This is a genomic window from Lacinutrix mariniflava (assembly GCF_001418015.1).
Lineage (GTDB): Bacteria > Bacteroidota > Bacteroidia > Flavobacteriales > Flavobacteriaceae > Lacinutrix > Lacinutrix mariniflava.
The window spans coordinates 1-20826 of record NZ_LIQG01000022.1; the positions used below are offsets into that span (position 1 = coordinate 1).

The window sequence follows — 20826 nt, forward strand, 5'->3', positions numbered from 1 at the left end:
AGTTGCTCTTTTTTTGTCTTAGATTAATTCTACTACACTAAAGTAATCCTTACGGGAATTTTATAAGTTTTTTGGGTAGTCACTAAACCTTCTTTTAATTTAGAATAGTTTAGTCTGTTTTTAATATAATTTTCTAACTGTTCACTTTCTGTATCTACACTTATTACAACAATCTCATTATTTTTATTGAGCATAAAAGTTACATTTGCTTTAAGATCTTCAGCAACTTTAAATTCCGGATTTTTTAATAATGTTGTAATTTCATTTGCTAATACATTTGGTTCTATACCAGTTGGATTTGTTGTTGCGTTTAAAGCACCCGTAAAAGTAATTGCTAATACTAATAATACCATTTTAATTGATTTCATAATTTTTGTTTTAATTGTTTATAGCTTATAGACTCAAGTAGTTTAGAAAAGTAACATTGAAACATTTGGTTTAACTAATGATTAACACAACTTTTAGTTCTTCTTAAGAAACTCAATTTTAGCATGTTAAAATATTAAGACAAAAAAAAGAGCAACGATTAAGTTGCTCTTTTTGTTTTTAAGTTAACAATGTTTTAATATTGATAATAGTTATTTAAAATTGGTTATAAATCCATTCTCCATTTTCATCATATGCAAAACTCCAAGTTTGAAAGGATTCTTCATAAGTTGGAAGTACAATTGGGGATTGATAAAAATCATTATTTGGATAATGATATCCATTTCTAGTTACTCTATAGTCTGTAAAATTATTTTGAGATATAGACCTATTAAATGTTTCTTCAAAAATTTGAAGTTTTCTAAAAGGATTACTAGCAGAATCATAACCACTAAATATCTTAGTCTCTTTATCTTCAAGAACTATATATGGAGTATCACTATATTTACGTGAAGAAATAGCTACAATACTATCTAAATTGCTATTTGAATAGTAAAGTTCTGATTCTTCAAAATATCTAACACCAATAACTTCACCTGTCCATAAAGTAGACTCCTTATTAGAGGTTTTAATATATGAAACTAACTTATCATTATTATATGAGAAATTAGTAGTATCTACTTGAACATCCTGACCACCACTTATTTGGTAATTTCTTATTTTTTGAATCATTCTATTATTTACATCGAAAGTAATAGTCGCCTCATTTTGAGCAACTCCAGATGTACCACCAGTAGGAGTAATTTTCTTTTCAATATAAACCTTATCCTCATAATAAGTCAAATCGGTATATAATAAATCTGAAATAACAAGTACACCAAAGCTTGTATGTAAAACGTCACCAATTCTTTTTATTATTCTACCCTGCTCATCATACTCAAATTTAATTAAATTATCTTGAGTAGGGTCTGCAATAGTTGAGATATTATTATATTGTGCATACAATCCATGATATTTTTCAATTTTAAAATCATCAACTGGATCAATTGTAACAACTCCATCAGAATCATCACTACTACAACTTAAAATAAGTAAAAAGGTAAATACTAAATAAAATGGTTTCATAATAATTAAATGTAAAAAGCCTGCACTATCTAAATAGTACAGGCTTTATATTATAAATTTGATTAGCTTAAGCTAATACAGCTTGTACTTTATCTGCTGCTTCTTGAAATTCTGTAGCACTCATTACATCTAATCCAGAATCGTCAATTAATTTTTTAGCGATATCTGCGTTAGTTCCTTGTAAACGTACAATAATTGGTACACTAATGTTACCCATGTTTTTGTAAGCATCAATTACACCTTGAGCAACACGATCGCAACGAACGATACCACCAAAAATGTTAATTAAAATAGCTTTTACAGCTGGATCTCTTAAAATAAGTTCGAAAGCAATTTCTACTCTCGCTGCATCTGCAGTACCACCAACATCTAAAAAGTTAGCTGGCTCTCCACCTGCTTGCTTAATTAAATCCATAGTTGCCATTGCTAAACCAGCACCATTTACCATACAACCAACGTTTCCGTCTAAGTCTACATAGTTAAGTCCTTGCTCACCTGCTTCTACTTCAATTGGATTTTCTTCACGTAAATCGCGCATTGCTGCTAAATCTTTATGTCTGTATAATGCACTAGCATCTAAAGTTACTTTAGCATCTACTGCCATTATTTTATCATCACTAGTTTTTAAAACAGGATTGATTTCAAATAAAGCTGAATCAGATTTTACGTATGCTGTATATAAAGACGTTACAAATTTTGTCATGTCTTTAAAAGCTGCTCCAGATAAACCTAAGTTAAAAGCAATTTTACGTGCTTGAAAAGGTAAAATTCCTGTTGCAGGATCTATTTCTTCGTTAAAAATTAAATGTGGAGTCTCTTCTGCAACTGTTTCAATATCCATTCCACCTTCTGTAGAATACATAATCATGTTACGCCCAGTTCCTCTGTTTAACAACACAGACATGTAATACTCTTCTGGCTCAGAATCTCCAGGATAGTATACATCTTCACATACTAAAACTTGGTGCACACGCTTTCCTTCGGCAGAAGTTTGAGGTGTTACCAAATCCATTCCTATAATATCTCCAGCGATAGATTTAACTTCGTCTAAGTTTTTAGCCAACTTAACACCACCACCTTTACCACGACCACCTGCGTGAACCTGTGCTTTTATTACGTGCCAACCTGTTCCAGTATCTTCGGTTAATTTTTTTGCTGCAGCTACTGCTTCATCAGCATTTTGAGCAACTATACCACGTTGGATACGTACGCCAAAGCTGCTTAATAATTCTTTTCCTTGATATTCGTGTAAATTCATCTTTATTAATGGATTTATTTATATTTCTGCCTGAGCAGTAAAGTCTATAAAATTTTAGAGTTACAAAAGTAAATAATCACAATAACTTACCCTAATATTTAATTATTAAAAAATGACATCTAAATCTATCCTGATAACATTATTTGTTAACTATTTAACAAATTGTTTAAATATGTAATATTTTGAATTAAAAATTTATAACTTAATACAATAATAATAGCTTTGAAAAAAAATAATTTATGACCAATACGCAATTACTTAAAATCGCTAAAGACTTTGGAAGTCCTGTTTATGTATATAACTCTGAAATCATTTCAGAACAATACAAACGTTTAACTTCTGCTTTCAAGTCTGTAAAAAAGGTAAAAGTAAATTATGCAGTAAAGGCACTCTCTAATATTTCAATTTTAAAATTAATGAAATCTCTTGGAGCTGGACTAGATACCGTTTCTATCCAAGAAGTACAATTAGGTTTAGCTGCTGGATTTAAAGCAGAGCACATTATTTTTACTCCTAATGGTGTATCTCTTGAAGAAATAGAACAAGCTGCTGTATTAGGCTGTCAAATAAATATAGATAACCTTTCTATACTTGAGCAGTTTGGCACCAAACATCCTGACATTCCTGTATGTATTCGTATTAATCCTCATGTTATGGCTGGAGGTAATACTAATATTTCTGTAGGACATATTGATAGTAAATTTGGTATTTCAATTCATCAAATTCCACATATTCTACGTATTGTAGAGAACACAAACATGAATATAAACGGAATCCACATGCATACTGGAAGCGATATTTTAGATATTGATGTTTTTCTTTATGCTAGCGAAATACTTTTTGAAACTGCAAAAAACTTTAAAAATCTAGATTTTATAGATTTTGGTTCTGGTTTTAAAGTGCCTTACAAACCTGGAGATATAGAAACTAATATTGAAGAGTTTGGAGAAAAATTATCAGCTCGTTTTAACGAATTTTGCAAAAACTATGGCAAAGAATTAACCTTAGCTTTCGAGCCAGGAAAATTTTTAGTGAGCGAAGCAGGACAGTTTTTAGCCAAGGTAAACGTAGTAAAACAAACAACTTCTACTGTTTTTGCGCAGATAGATTCAGGTTTTAATCATTTAATTAGACCCATGTTATATGGCTCTCAACATGAGATCGAAAATATATCGAACCCTAAAGGGCGTGAACGTTTTTATAGTGTGGTTGGTTATATTTGTGAAACAGATACGTTTGCCAACAATAGACGTATTTCTGAAATTAATGAAGGTGACATTTTAACCTTTAAAAATGCTGGAGCATATTGCTATTCTATGGCTAGTAACTATAATTCTAGATATCGTCCTGCAGAAGTACTTTGGCACAATGGTGAAGCGCATTTAATAAGAAAACGAGAAACTTTTGATGACATTATGAATAATCAAATTCAAATAGATCTAAAACCTAAAAAGGTAAAAGCATAACTAATTAATAGCACTTCAATTGAAGTGCTATTTTTTTGTTCAAATTCTAATTACCATATTGATAATTCTATTTTTTCACAATATTCATTAATAGCAACTTAATCAAAATTATAGATATATCTACATAAGCTACGCTAAGTTTAAAGAACCTTAATAGGTTAATTTATATAGTCACTAAAACCGTAATTATGAAAAATATATTGATCTTATTCAGACTTGGTTTTACTTTATTCCTTGTCGAAACAAACAATTAGATATTCACAGAATTCTAAAGAGATAGAAACCTTAAAACAAACAAGTGCCTATTACGATTTACATAAGCGGGACAGTTTGGTTATGAATTATGCAGACATCGTAAAAGTTGATTACAATACCAGAAAGAATATTATCACTCCAAGAAACATAAAATCATTTTTTGTTCAAAATAATAATTATATGTCTACTCGTGCTTTTAAAGATCTTAATAAATGTATTGTTATTCCTGTTGGAATTATTTATCAATATAGTAATGATCAAATTATTGAAGCATATGGCTATTGAAATGCTTTAGAAATAATGAATAAAATACAAGCAATTCAAAAAAATAAACTAGAAAAAGAAGACACTCAATACTCTAAAAATATTGATTAACTGCAAATTAGACAAAACTAAGACGCCATTTTAAATAGAAACAGCTTTTATTGTTGCTGTTCTTTTTACTAATTATTCTTTAAAAAAGAACATATTACCAAGCATACAAAACCACTCACTTATCATAAAAAATAGTGTTTTATCGTTAAAAACAATCATTTAATCGAAAAAATAATTAAATTCGCTATCTATTAAAAGTGAGATTATTTTTACTCTACCTTTTAACGAACAAGATTTACAAAATTCCCTACTTATGTTTAACAGCACTTCAAACAACATATTATCTAACGAAATACACGACAAAGATTTTTTAAATGTAATTGAAAACTCCTTGGCTATTGGGTCTTGGGAATTAGATATTAAATCTAATATTTTAAAATGGAGCTCTGTTACAAGAAAAATACATGAGGTAGAAGACAGTTATGTTCCTGATGTAACCACTGGTCTTAATTTTTACAAAGCGGGAGCTAACAGAGAGTTAATATCTAAACATTTTACAGAATGTTTAACCAATGGGAAAAGTTTTGATGATGAGCTTTTATTAATCACAGCAAAAGGAAATGAAAAATGGGTTAGAACAATTGGACACTCTAAACTAGAAGACGGCGTTTGTATTGCTGTAAGAGGCGTCTTTCAAGATATTACTAAAAAAACGGTAGCAGCTAAAAAAACGGCGATTAAAGAAAAAGAATTCAGATCAATGTTTGAAAATTCTTTAACAGGAATGGCAATAGTTAGCTTAACTGGCAAATTGTTAAACGTAAACAACAGTATTTGCAACATATTAGGCTATACAAAGGAGGACTTTTTAGATTTAGGATACGAAGACTTTACTCATCCTGAGGATAAGAATATCGCTAAAAAAGAAGTTAAACTTATGCTTTCTGGAAAAATAGATCACTTTCGGATAGAAAAACGATACATACACAAAAACGGAACTATTATTCATTCCATTCTATCAGTAACTATTGTAAGAGACACTAACGGTTTACCACAACACTTTATCTCAAATATTATTGATGTTTCTGACATAAAAACAGCCAAAAATGATATAACAGAATTACTTACCATAAGCTCAAAACAAAATGATAGATTATTAAACTTTGCGCATATTGTCTCTCATAATTTAAGATCGCATGGAAGTAACCTAGATATGCTTTTACAATTAAAGAAAGATGATTCTCCTGAAATTATGAATGACGAATACTTCCAGTTATATGAAAAGGCAGTGGATAATTTAAATGAAACCATTAACAATTTAAATGAAGTTGCTATCCATAACTCGTTATCGAATGACGATTTACAATCATTAAACCTCCTTCAGTTTACAAATAATGCGATTAGTAATATTAATGCATTAATTCTCTCTAATGAAGCAGATATAAATGTAATAATTGATGAAAAAATAACAGTTAAAGGAATACCAGCTTACCTTGATAGTATTATTATAAACTTTTTAACCAATGCTATTAAATACAAAAAATTAGATATTAATCCTAAAATAACACTTGAAGCTAAACAAAACGATGATGCTATAATTCTATCGATTACAGACAATGGCCAAGGAATAAATTTAGAAAAACATGGAGACCGATTGTTCGGTATGTACAATGTTTTTCATAAACATAAAGACTCAAGAGGTCTTGGATTATTTATTGTAAAAAATCAAATAGAGGCCATTGGAGGTAAAGTAGAAGTTGATAGCACCGTTGGAAAAGGTACTAATTTTAAAATCCATTTTACTTATAAATAAAATGCTTAACTAAGTTTTGTAATTAATTAATTAAGCTACCATAAATATCTTGACGGTAAAAGAGATCTATTACTATTGCCTCTAAAAGATATAATTTAAGAAATATTAAGAATGACGTAAAGTCTTAAATTGGCAGCCCGTCTCTTTATTTCTCAACTTTTACAGAAAAATGATTGACTTTTGGGCTTATTAGATTTCCAATAACACGTCTAAAGAAAGCCAATTGTCTACAATACCAAATAGAATCACTAATTGGTTCATAACTATTATTCCAATACGGAATCTCTTTAGTTCCAAAAATGATTTAGTATTGCAAAATGTCATCACTAGATCTCAAAATCTCCTCCACTTGTTTTTAATTCAGGAATGTTCGCGCTCTCAGTTATAAATAAGACATATTTGTTTTTTCTCTTACATTCCCTTTTTAAAGTTGAATTTAATACCATTAATGATAAGCTGTAAACATGCTGAATCGTTTCCAAAGACGTTCGTTTAATTGTTGTTTTAGAGTGATTAATCTTTAATTTCTTTTACATCACTAATTGTACTGGTTCCATATTTATCGAACAAATAAATTAAACTCGTCATAGTTGCAGCTCCAAGCTCTAATTCTCTTTTATTAACGGCATCGAAAGTATCATTCGCAGCATGATGATGATCGAAATAGCGTTGAGAATCTGGACGTAATCCTGCTAAGACAATATTGTCATTTTTTAATGGTCCAATATCTGCTCCACTATATCCTTTTTCGAAATAGTGTATTAAATACGGCTTGAATAATGGTTCCCAACTTAGTACCTTATTAAGGTTAGCATCGCTACAATCGAAACTAAATCCTCTAGGAGTAAAACCTCCAGAGTCACTTTCTAATGCAAATACATGATTTTCGTTTTTACGTTTGGCTTCTTCTGCATATTTTTTACCGCCTCGTAAACCGTTTTCTTCGTTCATAAAAAGAACAACACGAATGGTGCGTTTTGGTTTAATACCACTTTCTTTTAATAATCTAACAACATCCATAGATTGCACAACTCCTGCTCCATCATCGTGCGAACCGTCTCCAAGATCCCAAGAATCTAAATGTCCACCAACTACCATATATTCGTCTGGAAACTCGCTACCAGTAATTTCTCCAATAACATTATATGATAATACATCTTCAAATTGTTTACAACTTTGCTTGAAGTAGAATTCTAAATTTGCATCTTTTTTTAAGGCTTCGGATAATTTATTTGAATCGTTTGTACTTATTGCTGCAGATGGCACGCGTTGCTCATTTGGCAAATCTAAATAACCCATACTTCCTGTGTGTGGTAAATTGTCCTGTCTTAGGTTTAAAGAGCGAACAATTACACCAACGGCTCCAAGTTTTCCTGCTTCGTAAGCACCTGCATAACGTTGTTTTGAACAGCCTCCATAAGCTTCGAACGTGTGTATTAATTCAGGATTTAAAGCACCATTAAAAAACACTATTTTCCCTTTTACTTTTGTTCCTAGTGTTTCTAATTCTTCGAAGCTTTTTACTTCGATTACTTGTGCTTTTAAACCAGAATTAGAGGTTGCTACAGAGCCACCAAGTGCGCAAATATTTACATTTAATTTCTCTCCTGCAGTTTCGAAATAACCTACTTCTTTTTCGCCACGTTCCCACTTTGGAACCATTACTTCTTGTAGCCACACTTTATCTAAACCTAGTTTTTCCAGTTCGGATTTTGTGTATTGCACTGCTTTTTCTGCACTTACAGAACCAGATAATCTTCCTCCTATTTGGTTTGACAAATAATCTAACCATTGGTAAGATTGCCCATTGGTTAACGATTGGCTATAAATGGCTTTTACGGTTTCTTTATCGTTTTGCGCAAATACGTTTGCTGATAATAGAAGTGCTGCAATTAATACTTTTAGTTTCATGGTGAGTACGTTAGCGATTACTCGCCTATTTTATTAATTAAGATCTCGTGATTGTTTCACAGTTAAACGGTTTGTTTGAGCTCCTTTTTGATTTTCGCAAAAAGAGCGAGTAGTGAAAGCGCTCCCGATAACTATCGGGATTGTGGTAACGCCCAAAATATTATTTACAAGGTTCCTGCCTGCACAGGAGTTGTTTACTCGTTATTTAATTGTTCTTTATAGAGATGTAAATTAGCCTTTGTTTTGTCGTCTAATTCTGGCTCTTTTATGTCTTTGTACTCTTTTAAAGTGTTGTACAAAATGGTTGCTACGGCTAATCGTGCTGCTGGCTTATTGTCTGCTGGAATATTAAACCATGGTGCATGAGTTTTACTTGTTCTATTGATGGCGTCTTGGTAGCAATCCATATAACTATCCCAAAGTTTACGTTCTTTTAAATCGCCTGCTGAGAATTTCCAGTTTTTTTGTTTTAGGTCTAAACGACGTAATAATCTACGCTTTTGCTCGTCTTTTGACAAGTTCATAAAGAACTTGAAGATTAGAGTTCCATTATCGGCTAGATGCTTTTCGAAATTATTTATTTCTTCGAAACGTTTGTCCCAAAAAGCTTCATTTACATCGTCTAGAGAATGAATATTTGGTAATTTTTCTCCTAAAATATAATTAGGATGTACGCGTGTTACTAGTACATTTTCATAGTGCGTGCGATTGTGAACACCAAATTTACCTCTTGCTGGTAAGGCTAAATAATGTCTCCATAGGTAGTCGTGTTTTAATTCTAAATCTGTTGGTACTTTAAAGCTCATTACCTCTACACCACGTGCGTTGAAATCTTTAAAAACTTCACGAATTAAACTGTCTTTACCTGAAGTATCCATGCCTTGTAAACAAACCAAAACCGAATATTTTCCATGTGCATAAAGTCTGTCTTGAAGCTTACCTAACTTCTTTCGGACTTTCTTTAATTCATCTTTTACCTCATCGTCGTGCTCTTCTAAATCTAAATGAGATGGCAAGTTAGACAACTTAATGTTTGATGTTATTTTATGGTCTTCTATATTTATTTTTTTCATCGATAAAGGTTTTGTTTATCGTTTCCGTGAACCGGAAATCTTATTAATTTTTAATTATTTACTTGCAAACAACTTGACGTCTTTCTCGCTTACTTCTGCTCCACCAAGTATTAGTAGTCTTTCGATAACGTTACGTAACTCTCTAATGTTTCCTGTCCAATCGTACTCTTGTAACAATTTAATGGCTTTAGTAGAAAAACTTTTTTCTGCCGTGCCTTGCTCTCCAGAAATTTTCTTTGCAAAATGCTTTATTAGCAACGGAATATCGTCTCTCCTATCGTTAAGTGCTGGAACTTTAACGAGTATTACTGCGAGTCTATGGTATAAATCTTCACGAAATCTACCGTCTGCAATTTCCTTTTTTAAGTTTTTATTTGTTGCGGCTACAATACGAACATCTACTTTAATATCCTTATCACTACCAACACGTTGAATACGGCTTTCTTGTAAAGCACGTAATACTTTTGCTTGTGCAGATAAGCTCATGTCTCCAATTTCGTCTAAAAAAATGGTTCCTCCATTTGCTGCTTCAAACTTTCCTGCTCTGTCTTTTGCTGCACTTGTAAAGGCACCTTTTACGTGACCGAATAATTCACTTTCTATAAGCTCGCTTGGTATTGCTGCACAGTTTACCTCAATCATTGGTCCTTTTGCACGTGCACTTTTCTCGTGTAACCAATGTGCTACTAACTCTTTACCTGTTCCGTTTGGACCTGTAATTAATACACGAGCATCTGTTGGTGCTACTTTATCTATAATGTCTTTAATTTGAGAAATGCCATCGCTTTCTCCAATCATTTCGTACTTTTTACTAACTTTTCTTTTAAGAATTTTATTTTCGACAACCAGCTCTTTTCTATCTAAAGCATTACGAACAGTGTTTAGTAAACGGTTTAAATCTGGTGGCTTAGAAATATAATCGAAAGCCCCCAAACGCATTGTGTTTACTGCTGTATCTAAATCGCCGTGACCAGAGATCATGACCATTGGTATTTCTGGTTTAATTTTTTTTGCAGCTTCAAGCACTTCTACACCATCCATTTTTGGCATTTTAATATCACAAAGTACAAGGTCGAAATCTTCTTTTCTAATTCTCTCTATTCCTGCCAAACCATCTTCGGCTTCAAAGACTTGATATTTATCATTTTCTTCAGAAAGAATTTTTATTAAAACCCTTCTAATCGCTGCTTCGTCTTCTATTACTAATATTTTTGGCATTATATTTTAAATTTAATTCCTGTTCTTAAATAAAATGTATTTACGTTATCTAGTCTATAGACTTCATCTCTATTCTCATCGCGTAACCTGTTACTCATACTTAGGGTGTAGCCTGAATATGCATACCATATTAAGTGGTCTGTAAAATAATACTCGTAACCCAAACCTGCAAGAATAACCGATAAGGAAATATTATCGACTTCTTTGCCTCCAATAGCAATAGCATCCTGAACGTTAGCCGAATAACCATCGATACCTACAAATGTTTGTACAATACTGTGTTCACTAAAAAAGTACTTTACATTAGTTTTAGGAACACCTAAATTAAAAGACCACTTCTCGTTTATACGTCTATAGTAACTTACAAATGGCAGCGGTAATGGTATTCCTGTTGTACTATTATAGGTTAGTCCTAAAATTAAACGGTATGGTTTCTTTTTAGACTCGTCTTTTGTTCTATCGTTTATAGCATAAACACCTCCATTTAAAAAGAAGTCGTCTCCAGATAACTTATGTGTTAGTGTAGATGCTATCCTAGGCGAAATCTTTGCTCCTAAACGCCAACCACTTTTAAGTTTAAAAGTATACGCTACATTAAAATCCATTACATGCAAACGCCTTAAATTAGAAGTGTTAAATGGATAGTTATCCTCTATATTAAGTGCTATTCTACTATACTCACCTCCAATTACTAAATAACAATCTTCTTTAGTTTTTATAGGATAATTAACTAAACCTCTAAATCTATTAAAACTATCTTCTGAGTTGCCTTTAGGAATATAAGAATACTCCAAACGTGCTAAATCTGTGAGCTGAGCATACGTGTTCTGAAATGCTATTATTATAAAAACCAGTATGATAAACTTAGTTGTTTTGTTTTTCATAAATTTTATTAGTGTTTAAGACTGTTTTGAATTCATTTTTAATTGGATATTATCCTCTCCTTTTTGAATAACATGTACATCGCGTTGTGGAAAAGGAATGCTAATATTATTTTCGCTAAATAACCGATCTATGGCAAAACGAATTTCACTTTTAGGAAATCTAGAATTAAAACTATCTTCTATTGTAAAGGCGACTCTAAAATCTAAAGAACTCTCTCCAAAATCCATAAAAACCACACTTGGAGCCGGATTTTGAAATACTAATTTCGAAGATTTCGCTGCCTGTAACAATAACTCCTTTACTAACTCTACATCACTACCATAAGCAACTCCAACATCTACAGACTCTCTAGTTGAAGAACCGTTTTGTGTCCAGTTGTATAAGCTATTGGCTAAGTACAAATGGTTTGGTATTACTAACACCTTGTTATCTATGGTTACAGCTCTTGTTGTTCTTAATTTTATTTCTTCTACTCGACCAACCTTACCTTCAATTTCTATAATATCACCTACATGAACAGATTGATCTACTAATATAAATATACCAGAAATAATATCTTGAAACAAAGTTTGTAATGCCAAACCAACACCAATTAATAATGCTGCAGAAGCGGCAAAAACGGCAGTTATATCTACTCCTAAAGAGCTCAAGGCTACTAAAAAAACAATAATATAGATTAACCATCTAGCAAAGGAAAATACAGTAGTAAACTTGGCTTTATCATTCTCTGGCATTTTTCGTGTTAACAATTTCTTTAACCAACGTAAAGCATAAGTGGTGAAAATTAGTATTACAATTAAGAATAAAAAGTACTTTATTTTCAAAGCACCTGTCTCTAAACCATTAATATCTGAAAATGTATATAATTTAATATTTAAAAAATTTGTAAATTTTTCCCAAACAGTGCTATCTGTAATAGCCTCTCCTAATTCCTCTACAGTTTCTTCAATCTGATCTTTAACCTTTTCCTGCATCTTTAATATTTAATCCATTTTAAAAGTTCTCTATATGTAGGCTTTTTTCCATACATTAGTATACCAACCCTATATATTTTTGAAGCCATCCATATGGTAAACATAAATGTACCAATTAATATTAACAATGACAGTATTTGTTGCCAAATTGGGACTCCAAAAGGAATACGCATAAGCATAACAACTGGAGATGTAAATGGGATAAAAGAAAATACCGTTGCTACTGTACCATGAGGATCTTCTATTACCGTAAAACCACCAACATAAACTGCCAATATTAATGGCATTATTACAGGTAACATAAACTGCTGCGTATCTGTCTCATTATCTACTGCTGCTCCAATAGCTGCATACAACGAGCTATATAAAAGATAACCACTTACAAAGAATAATATAAATGCAATTATTAAATTTGCTAATGGCATATTAAAAAAGGCACTTATAAATAGTTGCATATTAACGTTTCCGTCTGGGTTTTGCATGGCTTGTGTTACGAGATCTTGCTGCGGAGTATTAACTTGTGAAAAATCAATATCAAAAATTAGTGATGCACCAAGCATTAAAACACTACCTAAAATTATCCATATTCCAAACTGTGTAATACCAGCGAGTGTTGTGCCAATAATTTTACCCAACATTAATTGTATTGGCTTAACTGAGGAAATAATCACCTCAATTATTCTACTGGTCTTCTCCTCGATTACAGAACGCATAATCATGTTTCCGTAAATAATTATAAACATGAAAAGCAAGTAGCCTGCTGCTCCTCCAAAAACAAGTTTTACAATACTATCTGCTTCAGATGTTTTTTCTCCAGTAAAATTTTCTTGACTAATTGTAATGTCTACTTCTGCATTTTTAATAGTAAGTTGATCGACACCTTTTTTCTCAAGATTAATTTCTTTAAGATGTTCTTTCACTTTCGATTCTAATGCTGAGATAATAGTAATAGAAGGTGTTTCAGTTGAATAAAAAGCAACGTCAACACTTCTTTTTTCATCTTGATTAATTGTATCAATAGTGGTTTTAAAATCTGAGATATAAAGCAATCCATAACTTTCCTGCTCTTCTACAATAGTTTTAGCGTTCTCTAAAGTTACATTTTTTAATATGGTATATTTAACTGTTTCTTTATCTGTAAAAATAGATTCAATTTGTCCAGACTCATCTAAAACAGTAATATTTTTTTCCTTTGTATTGTTTAACTGCGACAAATATGCTACTAAAGAAAAAAGACCAATCATAATTAACGGACTCAAAAAAGTCATAATTATAAAAGCCTTATTTTTTACTTTGGTTATATACTCGCGTTTTATTATTAGTGGTAAATGATTCATGGTTTTTAATTATTCTTTACGGCTTGAATAAAAATATCGCTAGCACTTGGTATTACTTCTAAAAAATGAGACACCTCTCCTTTTGTAGTTAGGTAATTTAATAATTGATTTGCAGATTCTTTTTCTGAAAGCTTTACATTAAGTTTTAACTCATTATTTAAAGTCTTAAATTCTGCCGGAGACACTATAAACTTTTCAGAAAGCGACCGCTGTAATTCTGAAGCGTTATCTGTAGTAATTCCAACCTCAAAAGTATTAGACTTATACTGCCTTTTTATAGCGTTAAGATTACCATCTAAAATTTTATTAGATTTATGTATTAATGCAATATGATCGCATAACTCTTCAACAGACTCCATTCTATGGGTAGAAAAAATAACGGTTGCACCATCTTCACGCAATCTTAGAATTTCGTTTTTAATAATGTCTGCATTTATAGGATCGAAGCCTGAAAAAGGTTCATCGAAAATCAATAATTTTGGTTGGTGTAATACAGTAACTACAAATTGTATTTTTTGAGCCATACCTTTAGACAACTCTTGAATTTTTTTATTCCACCAATCTCCAATTTCTAATCTTTCGAACCATTCTAGCAAACGCTTTTTAGCTTCGGCTTTATCTAAACCTTTAAGTTGCGCTAAGTATAGGGCCTGCTCACCAACTTTCATTGTTTTATATAAACCACGTTCTTCTGGTAAATACCCAATGTTTTGTATGTGATGCCTCTGTAAAGGCTCTCCATCTAAAAGCACGTGCCCTTTATCAGGCATTGTAATTTGGTTTATAATACGAATTAATGTGGTTTTCCCAGCTCCATTTGGACCTAGGAGTCCAAATATGCTTCCTTTTTCTACAGCAATAGAAACGTCATTAAGTGCTATAAAATCGCCGAAATTTTTAGAAACTGATTGCGCTTCTAATAAGTTGCCCATAAAGATAAAGTTGTTAGTTGTGTAAAGATAAAAAATGTTAATTAGTATGCTTTGCTGTTTAAATTTATTTTAAGACTGTAAGGAATATATAATTACACGTCTAATTGCAAGTAGTAATTATATAAAAGCATTACAACCAATCCATTAAAATGATTTGTTTCACCTTTTTTATCCTTTGCTATACACTTAAAATAAAACATAATACTGCTAAAAAACAAAACCCACCCTCTACGCAAATAAAGGATGGGAAAAAATTGCTATGAAAAAGAAAAATTACCATTGGCGCAAACCAATGATAATTCAAATATACTGTTTTTTGTTTAACATTTTCTTTTTTAACTTAATAACTTAAATTTTTAACAAAAAAAATCCGCAATATTATTACGGATTCTTTTTTGTTATAAATTCTCTTAGTGCTATGAGAACATGTCTTTTACTTTTTCAAAAAACGATTTATCACTTCGTTCTGGTTTAGGAGAAAAATGATCGTCATCTTTCATTTTTTCAAAAAATGCTGACTGTTCTTTATTTAACGTTTTTGGCGTCCAAACATTTACATGTACTAATAAATCACCTTTACCATAACCATTAATACTAGGGATACCTTTTCCGCGTAAGCGTAAAATTTTCCCTGACTGTAAACCTGCTTCAACCTTAATTCGCACTTTACCTGTAACTGTATCAATTTCTTTAGAAGCACCTAAAATAGCATCTGGTAAACTTACATATAAATCGTAATGCAAGTTATCACCTTCTCGCTGTAAAGTATCATGATCTAGCTCTTCTATAGCTACTAATAAATCTCCTGCTATTCCATTTCCTGGCGCATCGTTTCCTTTACCTGTTACTTTAAGCTGCATTCCATCTACAACTCCCGCAGGAATTTTAACAGAAATCGTTTCCTCTTTTACAATTAAACCTTGTCCATCTGCTCCTGCTGGCTTTTTATCTATAGTTTGTCCTGCTCCTCCACAAGTAGGACATGGACTTGCAGTTTGCATACGGCCTAAAATAGTGTTTGTAACTCTGGTTACTTGACCAGCACCATTACAAGTTCCACATGTTTGATATGTAGTCCCTTCTGCTTGAATTTTACGTTTAACTTTTATTTTTTTCTCAACACCATTAGCAATTTCTTCTAATGTTAATTTTACGCGAATACGCAAGTTGCTTCCTTTTACGCGACGTTGTTGGCCTCCACCAAAACCGCCACCTCCAAAACCAGAGAAGCCTCCACCACCTCCGCCAAAGATGTCTCCGAATTGGCTAAATATGTCATCCATATTCATGCCGCCTCTTCCACCACCACCAAAACCACCACCACCTTCGAAGGCTTGGTGACCATATTGGTCGTAACGTGCTTTTTTATTGTCGTCGCTTAAAATCTCGTAAGCTTCTGCAGCCTCTTTAAATTTAGCTTCTGCAGTCGCATCGTCTGGATTTTTATCTGGATGAAACTCTATAGCTTTCTTTCGGTAGCCCTTCTTTATTTCGGCAGCTGTAGCACCTTTATTAATGCCTAATGTTTCGTAATAATCTTTCTTTGCCATATTCTTTCTTTGACTTTTAGCGATATGCTATTGCCTTTTAGTTTAAAATTATTTTTTTATTATTGCCCGATAACTACTTTTGGAAAACGAATTACTGTTTCTCCAAGTGTGTAACCTTTTTCAACAACATCAATAATTTTACCTTTTAAATCTTTACTCGGTGCCGGTACTTGCGTAATGGCTTGATGAATTTCAGAATCGAAAACATCGCCTTTATTTACTTCCATTGCTGCTAAACCTTTTTGACTTAAAGTGTTCAACAATTTTTGGTATATTAATACCACACCTTTCCTTAATTCTTCGGCCTCTTTATCGTCCTCAATATGTAATAAAGCACGTTCGAAATCGTCTAAAACTGGTAACATTGAAACCATGACATCTTTACCTGCTGTTTTAAACAGCTCGACACGTTCTTTAGATGTTCGTTTTTTATAATTCTCGAATTCGGCAAACAATCTTAAAAACTTGTCTTTTTCTTGACCTAGCTCTTTATTAAGTCTATCTTCTGTAGATAATTCCTCAACCTCAGCAGTTTCCTCGTTTGTTGTTACTTCTACTTGTTCTTCGATTATATCTTCTTTTATATCTTTTGCTTTGCTCATCTCTGTATTTATTTTAATACCATTTAAGATTGGCAAAAGTACTGCCATTATTATAAAAATGCCAAAATGTCATTATCTTTTTTTTACACTGCCTTGAAACCTCCAAACCACTTCTTCACCTGCTCAAATCCTACTATTTAAAACACATTAGGGCAACATATTAATCTTTATATTTATGAAAAATTTAAGTATTTTCCATGGAATCTTTTTTACTTTTGTAACTTAACCAATAATAAATTTTAAAATGAAAAAGCAAGTATTAAATATTTTTACAGTTTTAGCCTTAGGTCTAGCTGTTGTAGGATGTAAAAAAGGGACAGAAGCAAATACAACTGAAGCAGAAACTGTGATTACCAGTGAAATTAGTGCTGTAAAATACGCAGCAAACACTTCTGAATCTACTATCGAATGGAAAGGATTTAAACCAACAGGATCTCATAATGGAACTATAAATTTAGATAGCGGTACTTTTTCTGTCGCTGATGGCGCTTTACAAAGTGGAACCTTTATTATAGACATGAATTCTATTGCTGCTACAGATTTAGAAGGAGATCAAAAAGCAAATCTTGAAGCACATTTAAAAGGTACTGTTGAAGGTCAAGAAGGTGACTTTTTTAATGTTTCAAAATTCCCAAATGCTGCTTTCGAAATTACAGGAACAACAGTTGAAAATGGAAAAACTATGGTGTCTGGTAATTTAGCATTAAAAGGAAATAAAAACAATATTACTTTTCCTGCTACTATTACTAATACAGGTGATGTAATGACTATTGTTAGTGATGCTTTTACTATCGACAGAACTAAATGGTCTATAAACTATGGATCTAAAAGTATTTTTGATAACCTTGGAGACAAGTTTATTAATGATGAAATGGAATTAAAAATTTCTATTACAGCTAAGAAATCTTAATTAGATTCTTAATAAATTATTTAGAAGCCACATCGAAAGATGTGGCTTTTTTGTTTTTGGGTTATTCGACTTTAAAATAAATAGCCGAACTTCGTTTATCTTCAAATCTACAATATTGAAATTATTATGAAAATAAGCCCATTTTTAATCTTTGCACTGTTACTTATAACTAAAACTTATAGTCAAGAAACATATAAAGTAACTGCTAAAAACGGATTAAATATTAGAAAAGAATCAAGTTTAAAATCTGAAATTATAGGAAAAATAATATTTAATACAGAATTAGAAACTGTTAAATCTGATCAAAAAAAAGAAAAGATTTTTGATAATAATATCCCTATTGAAGGTGAGTGGGTTAAAATAGATTTATCTCAATTTAATGAAATAAAAACAACCATTAGCCATGGATATATTTTTAACGGATTTTTAAAACTACAAAAACCTCACATACCTGTTGGCTATGTAGCGAATTACGATAACCTACCAAAATTAAAATTCGAAGAAATTAGTGAAAAAGAATTTATTAAATCAAATCCTATTACGACAACAATTTTACCCGAAATAGAAAAAAACGATTCACATTTTACGATTAAAACAAAGAATGACAGCTTCTCCTTTAAAAACTATAAAGACCATAAAGGAAATGAAGGTTGGTCTGGAAGTGAATATATGGGTTATTATCCTGAATTAGCTTTTCATGTCGTTATAAATAGTTACACCTCTGGAAACTTAGGTTTTGCCGAACTTATATTAATTGATGATACAACGGATAACATATTTGATATAGCTTCAATAGGTGATGGTGCTATAGCAAAACCCATCCCATCACCTAATAAGGACTATTTAATATATTACTACAATTACATATATGAACAAAAAGAATGTTTTATTGCGCTTTTAAAAATAAATCCCAAAGAAAGAAACAATCCTAAAACATATTTAACAGAGCACAAAAGTTTTGATTCAAAAGAATGGGCTATTGAAGAAATAAGATGGAGTAATAACCATACTTGCCTTATAAAAGGATATGAAGAAGTCTATGAAAATAAAGAATGGATCAAAAAATTTAAATATTATAAAACAGAAATTGAATAACTATGATTCACACATTAAACAAAACGTTACTTAACCAACTCCTCTAGAGCCGATTCTAAATTAACATATTCAAACTTAAAACCAGACTTTTCGATCTTTTTAGAACATACGCGCTGACTTTCAAATAGTAGAATATGCATTTCTCCAAGTACGAGTTTCATTGCGAATTTTGGAATATTTGGTAAAAGCAAAGGCATTTTTAATTGCTTTGCAATCGCTTTTGTAATTGCTTTATTTGTTGCTGGATTTGGAGCAACGCCATTATAGACACCTTTTAATTTATGCTCTAAAACGTGCATAAAAATGTTTGATAAATCTTCTAAGTGAATCCAAGACATCCATTGCTCTCCGCTTCCCATTGCAGCTCCTGCTCCAAACTTAATAGGTTTTTCTAATTGTGGAAAAGCACCGCCTTTTTCAGAGAATACGATACCAATTCTCACTTTAGAAACAGTAATATTTAAGGTGTTAAAAGTATCCACTACTTGTTCCCATTCTTGCACTACTCTACCTAGAAAAGAATCGTTGATTTGTTTTTCATCTTCAGAATAATAATTCGTTAAAGAATCTGGATAATAGCCAATAGCACTTGCAGAGATAATTTGTTTTATGTTATTTGGATTGTTTTTAACCGTTTCATGTAACAAAGCTGTAGTTTCTAACCTACTACTTAGCATAACTTGCTTATTAGCTTCTGTCCAACGTTTAGAAATACTAGATCCTACTAAATGAATAATGACATCTACATCTTTTACACAATTAACATCAATTTCAGCTTTACTAGGATTCCAATAAAAACCTTGATAATTAGAAGTGTTTTCTATTTTAGATTTGCTTGTTGTTAAGTAATTAACCGCAATGCCATTATTATGACATTTTTTCACAATTTCAGTTCCAATTAAACCTGTTGCTCCTGTTATAAGTACGCGCATCTCTTTTTTATAAAAATACAATTTTAGTTTGTAGTTATAAACACCTAAAGCACTAATGTTTCGTTAAATATTAAGGTGCTAAAAATTATTATATTAATTAAAAAAAAGCGTTTTAAACAAACCAAAATAGCAACTATAACTTAACAGCCCTTAACATGTGTCGTTTTCCTGGAGGCCCTTTTACTTTTTCTACAGTAAACCCAACCGAAATCATAGCACGTCTTGCATGACCTTGAGCACAATAAGTAACTAATACTCCATTAGGTTTCATGGCTTCGTACATGTTTTTAAAAATAGCCTCTGTCCATAACTCTGGTTGTACTCTTGGCCCAAAAGCATCAAAATAAACAACATCAAACTTGTTTTTATCTGCTATTTCAGAAAACTGTTTCTGCTGTTTTTTAAGATTGAAATTTTTAGATACAATGCACTCTTTTTCCCAATCACATTCATGAATAGCATCAAAAACAACATCGTCTTTTAATGCTTCAGAATAGTTTAAAGCCTTTAGTTCTTCTTTAGAAATAGGAAAACCTTCCACTCCAGCATAATTACAATTTAAGTTTAATGCTTCAGCTTTAATTGCTGTTAAAAAAGCATTTAATCCTGTACCAAAACCTATTTCTAAAATAGAGATTTCAGAGTCTTTAGCATAGCCTTCCGAAGTACAAAAAAAGGCTAAGCCATGTTCTAAATAAACATGCTCAGCCTCTTGTATTGCTCCGTGTGTAGAATGGTATTGCTCGTTCCACTCTGGTATGTGGATGGTTGTAGAACCATCGTCTGTTATTATTATTTTGCGTTCCAAA

19 protein-coding genes are annotated in these 20826 nt (G+C 31.6%); 5 read left to right on the top strand and 14 right to left on the bottom strand.

The window, feature by feature from the left end:
* Window positions 1–32 precede the first annotated feature (32 nt).
* The 3 genes from ASC44_RS05385 to sucC form a co-directional block, all read right to left on the bottom strand.
* Entirely contained in the window at window positions 33–368 is a 336-nt protein-coding gene (locus tag ASC44_RS05385) for a hypothetical protein (protein ID WP_055446604.1), read from the bottom strand.
* Between the two features lie 214 nt (window positions 369–582).
* On the bottom strand, window positions 583–1491 hold the full coding sequence (locus ASC44_RS05390) for a hypothetical protein (protein ID WP_055446605.1): 909 nt from the start codon (window positions 1489–1491) through the stop codon (window positions 583–585).
* Window positions 1492–1558: 67 nt separating this feature from the next.
* Window positions 1559–2749 (bottom strand): ADP-forming succinate--CoA ligase subunit beta, encoded by a 1191-nt coding sequence (gene sucC / locus ASC44_RS05395; RefSeq protein ID WP_055446606.1) that lies wholly within the window; start codon window positions 2747–2749, stop codon window positions 1559–1561.
* Window positions 2750–2988: 239 nt separating this feature from the next.
* Here sucC and lysA point away from each other — a divergent pair, with 239 nt between their 5' ends.
* From lysA to ASC44_RS05410, 3 genes are all read left to right on the top strand, one after another.
* The gene (gene lysA, locus ASC44_RS05400; RefSeq protein ID WP_055446607.1) at window positions 2989–4215 is read left to right on the top strand and encodes a diaminopimelate decarboxylase; all 1227 of its coding nucleotides are present in this window, start codon (window positions 2989–2991) and stop codon (window positions 4213–4215) included.
* A 234-nt stretch (window positions 4216–4449) separates the two neighbouring features.
* A complete protein-coding gene (locus tag ASC44_RS05405) occupies window positions 4450–4755 on the top strand; it encodes a hypothetical protein (RefSeq protein ID WP_152973281.1) in 306 nt (101 codons plus the stop codon).
* 343 nt (window positions 4756–5098) lie between these two features.
* The gene (locus ASC44_RS05410) at window positions 5099–6598 is read left to right on the top strand and encodes a sensor histidine kinase (RefSeq protein WP_083476248.1); all 1500 of its coding nucleotides are present in this window, start codon (window positions 5099–5101) and stop codon (window positions 6596–6598) included.
* Between the two features lie 513 nt (window positions 6599–7111).
* Here the strand turns inward: ASC44_RS05410 and ASC44_RS05415 are convergent.
* The 9 genes from ASC44_RS05415 to ASC44_RS05455 all read right to left on the bottom strand — a co-directional run bounded on the left by ASC44_RS05415 (window position 7112) and on the right by ASC44_RS05455 (window position 17080).
* Window positions 7112–8509, bottom strand: a complete 1398-nt coding sequence (locus ASC44_RS05415) for a M20/M25/M40 family metallo-hydrolase (RefSeq protein WP_055446609.1) — start codon at window positions 8507–8509, stop codon at window positions 7112–7114.
* Between the two features lie 194 nt (window positions 8510–8703).
* Window positions 8704–9582 carry a PPK2 family polyphosphate kinase gene (locus tag ASC44_RS05420; RefSeq protein ID WP_055446610.1) on the bottom strand — a complete coding sequence of 293 codons (879 nt, stop codon included), beginning with the start codon at window positions 9580–9582 and terminating at the stop codon, window positions 8704–8706.
* Between the two features lie 54 nt (window positions 9583–9636).
* Window positions 9637–10800 (bottom strand): sigma-54-dependent transcriptional regulator, encoded by a 1164-nt coding sequence (locus tag ASC44_RS05425; protein ID WP_055446611.1) that lies wholly within the window; start codon window positions 10798–10800, stop codon window positions 9637–9639.
* Window positions 10800–11684 carry a DUF6268 family outer membrane beta-barrel protein gene (locus ASC44_RS05430; RefSeq protein ID WP_055446612.1) on the bottom strand — a complete coding sequence of 295 codons (885 nt, stop codon included), beginning with the start codon at window positions 11682–11684 and terminating at the stop codon, window positions 10800–10802. The genes ASC44_RS05425 and ASC44_RS05430 overlap by 1 nt, the downstream gene beginning before the upstream one ends.
* Window positions 11685–11699: 15 nt before the next feature.
* Complete coding sequence (locus tag ASC44_RS05435) at window positions 11700–12659, bottom strand: mechanosensitive ion channel family protein (protein WP_055446613.1); 960 nt, start codon at window positions 12657–12659, stop codon at window positions 11700–11702.
* A gap of 2 nt (window positions 12660–12661) precedes the next feature.
* Window positions 12662–13996: an ABC transporter permease gene (locus tag ASC44_RS05440; RefSeq protein ID WP_055446614.1), complete on the bottom strand. Its 1335-nt coding sequence runs from the start codon at window positions 13994–13996 to the stop codon at window positions 12662–12664.
* A gap of 5 nt (window positions 13997–14001) precedes the next feature.
* Window positions 14002–14928, bottom strand: a complete 927-nt coding sequence (locus tag ASC44_RS05445) for an ABC transporter ATP-binding protein (RefSeq protein WP_055446615.1) — start codon at window positions 14926–14928, stop codon at window positions 14002–14004.
* A gap of 416 nt (window positions 14929–15344) precedes the next feature.
* Window positions 15345–16478 carry a molecular chaperone DnaJ gene (gene dnaJ, locus ASC44_RS05450; protein WP_055446616.1) on the bottom strand — a complete coding sequence of 378 codons (1134 nt, stop codon included), beginning with the start codon at window positions 16476–16478 and terminating at the stop codon, window positions 15345–15347.
* A gap of 59 nt (window positions 16479–16537) precedes the next feature.
* Entirely contained in the window at window positions 16538–17080 is a 543-nt protein-coding gene (locus ASC44_RS05455) for a nucleotide exchange factor GrpE (protein ID WP_055446675.1), read from the bottom strand.
* 244 nt (window positions 17081–17324) lie between these two features.
* On the opposite strand from ASC44_RS05455, the gene ASC44_RS05460 reads away from it, so the two are divergent.
* On the top strand, window positions 17325–17990 hold the full coding sequence (locus tag ASC44_RS05460) for a YceI family protein (RefSeq protein WP_055446617.1): 666 nt from the start codon (window positions 17325–17327) through the stop codon (window positions 17988–17990).
* 126 nt (window positions 17991–18116) lie between these two features.
* Window positions 18117–19085, top strand: coding sequence for an SH3 domain-containing protein (locus tag ASC44_RS05465; protein WP_055446618.1), 969 nt, complete (start codon window positions 18117–18119; stop codon window positions 19083–19085).
* Window positions 19086–19111: 26 nt separating this feature from the next.
* Here the strand turns inward: ASC44_RS05465 and ASC44_RS05470 are convergent, their stop codons facing one another.
* Both ASC44_RS05470 and mnmC2 read right to left on the bottom strand, forming a co-directional pair.
* Window positions 19112–20017, bottom strand: coding sequence for a TIGR01777 family oxidoreductase (locus ASC44_RS05470; RefSeq protein WP_055446619.1), 906 nt, complete (start codon window positions 20015–20017; stop codon window positions 19112–19114).
* A 133-nt stretch (window positions 20018–20150) separates the two neighbouring features.
* Window positions 20151–20825 carry a tRNA (5-methylaminomethyl-2-thiouridine)(34)-methyltransferase MnmC2 gene (mnmC2, locus tag ASC44_RS05475; protein WP_055446620.1) on the bottom strand — a complete coding sequence of 225 codons (675 nt, stop codon included), beginning with the start codon at window positions 20823–20825 and terminating at the stop codon, window positions 20151–20153.
* Window position 20826: the final 1 nt, after the last annotated feature.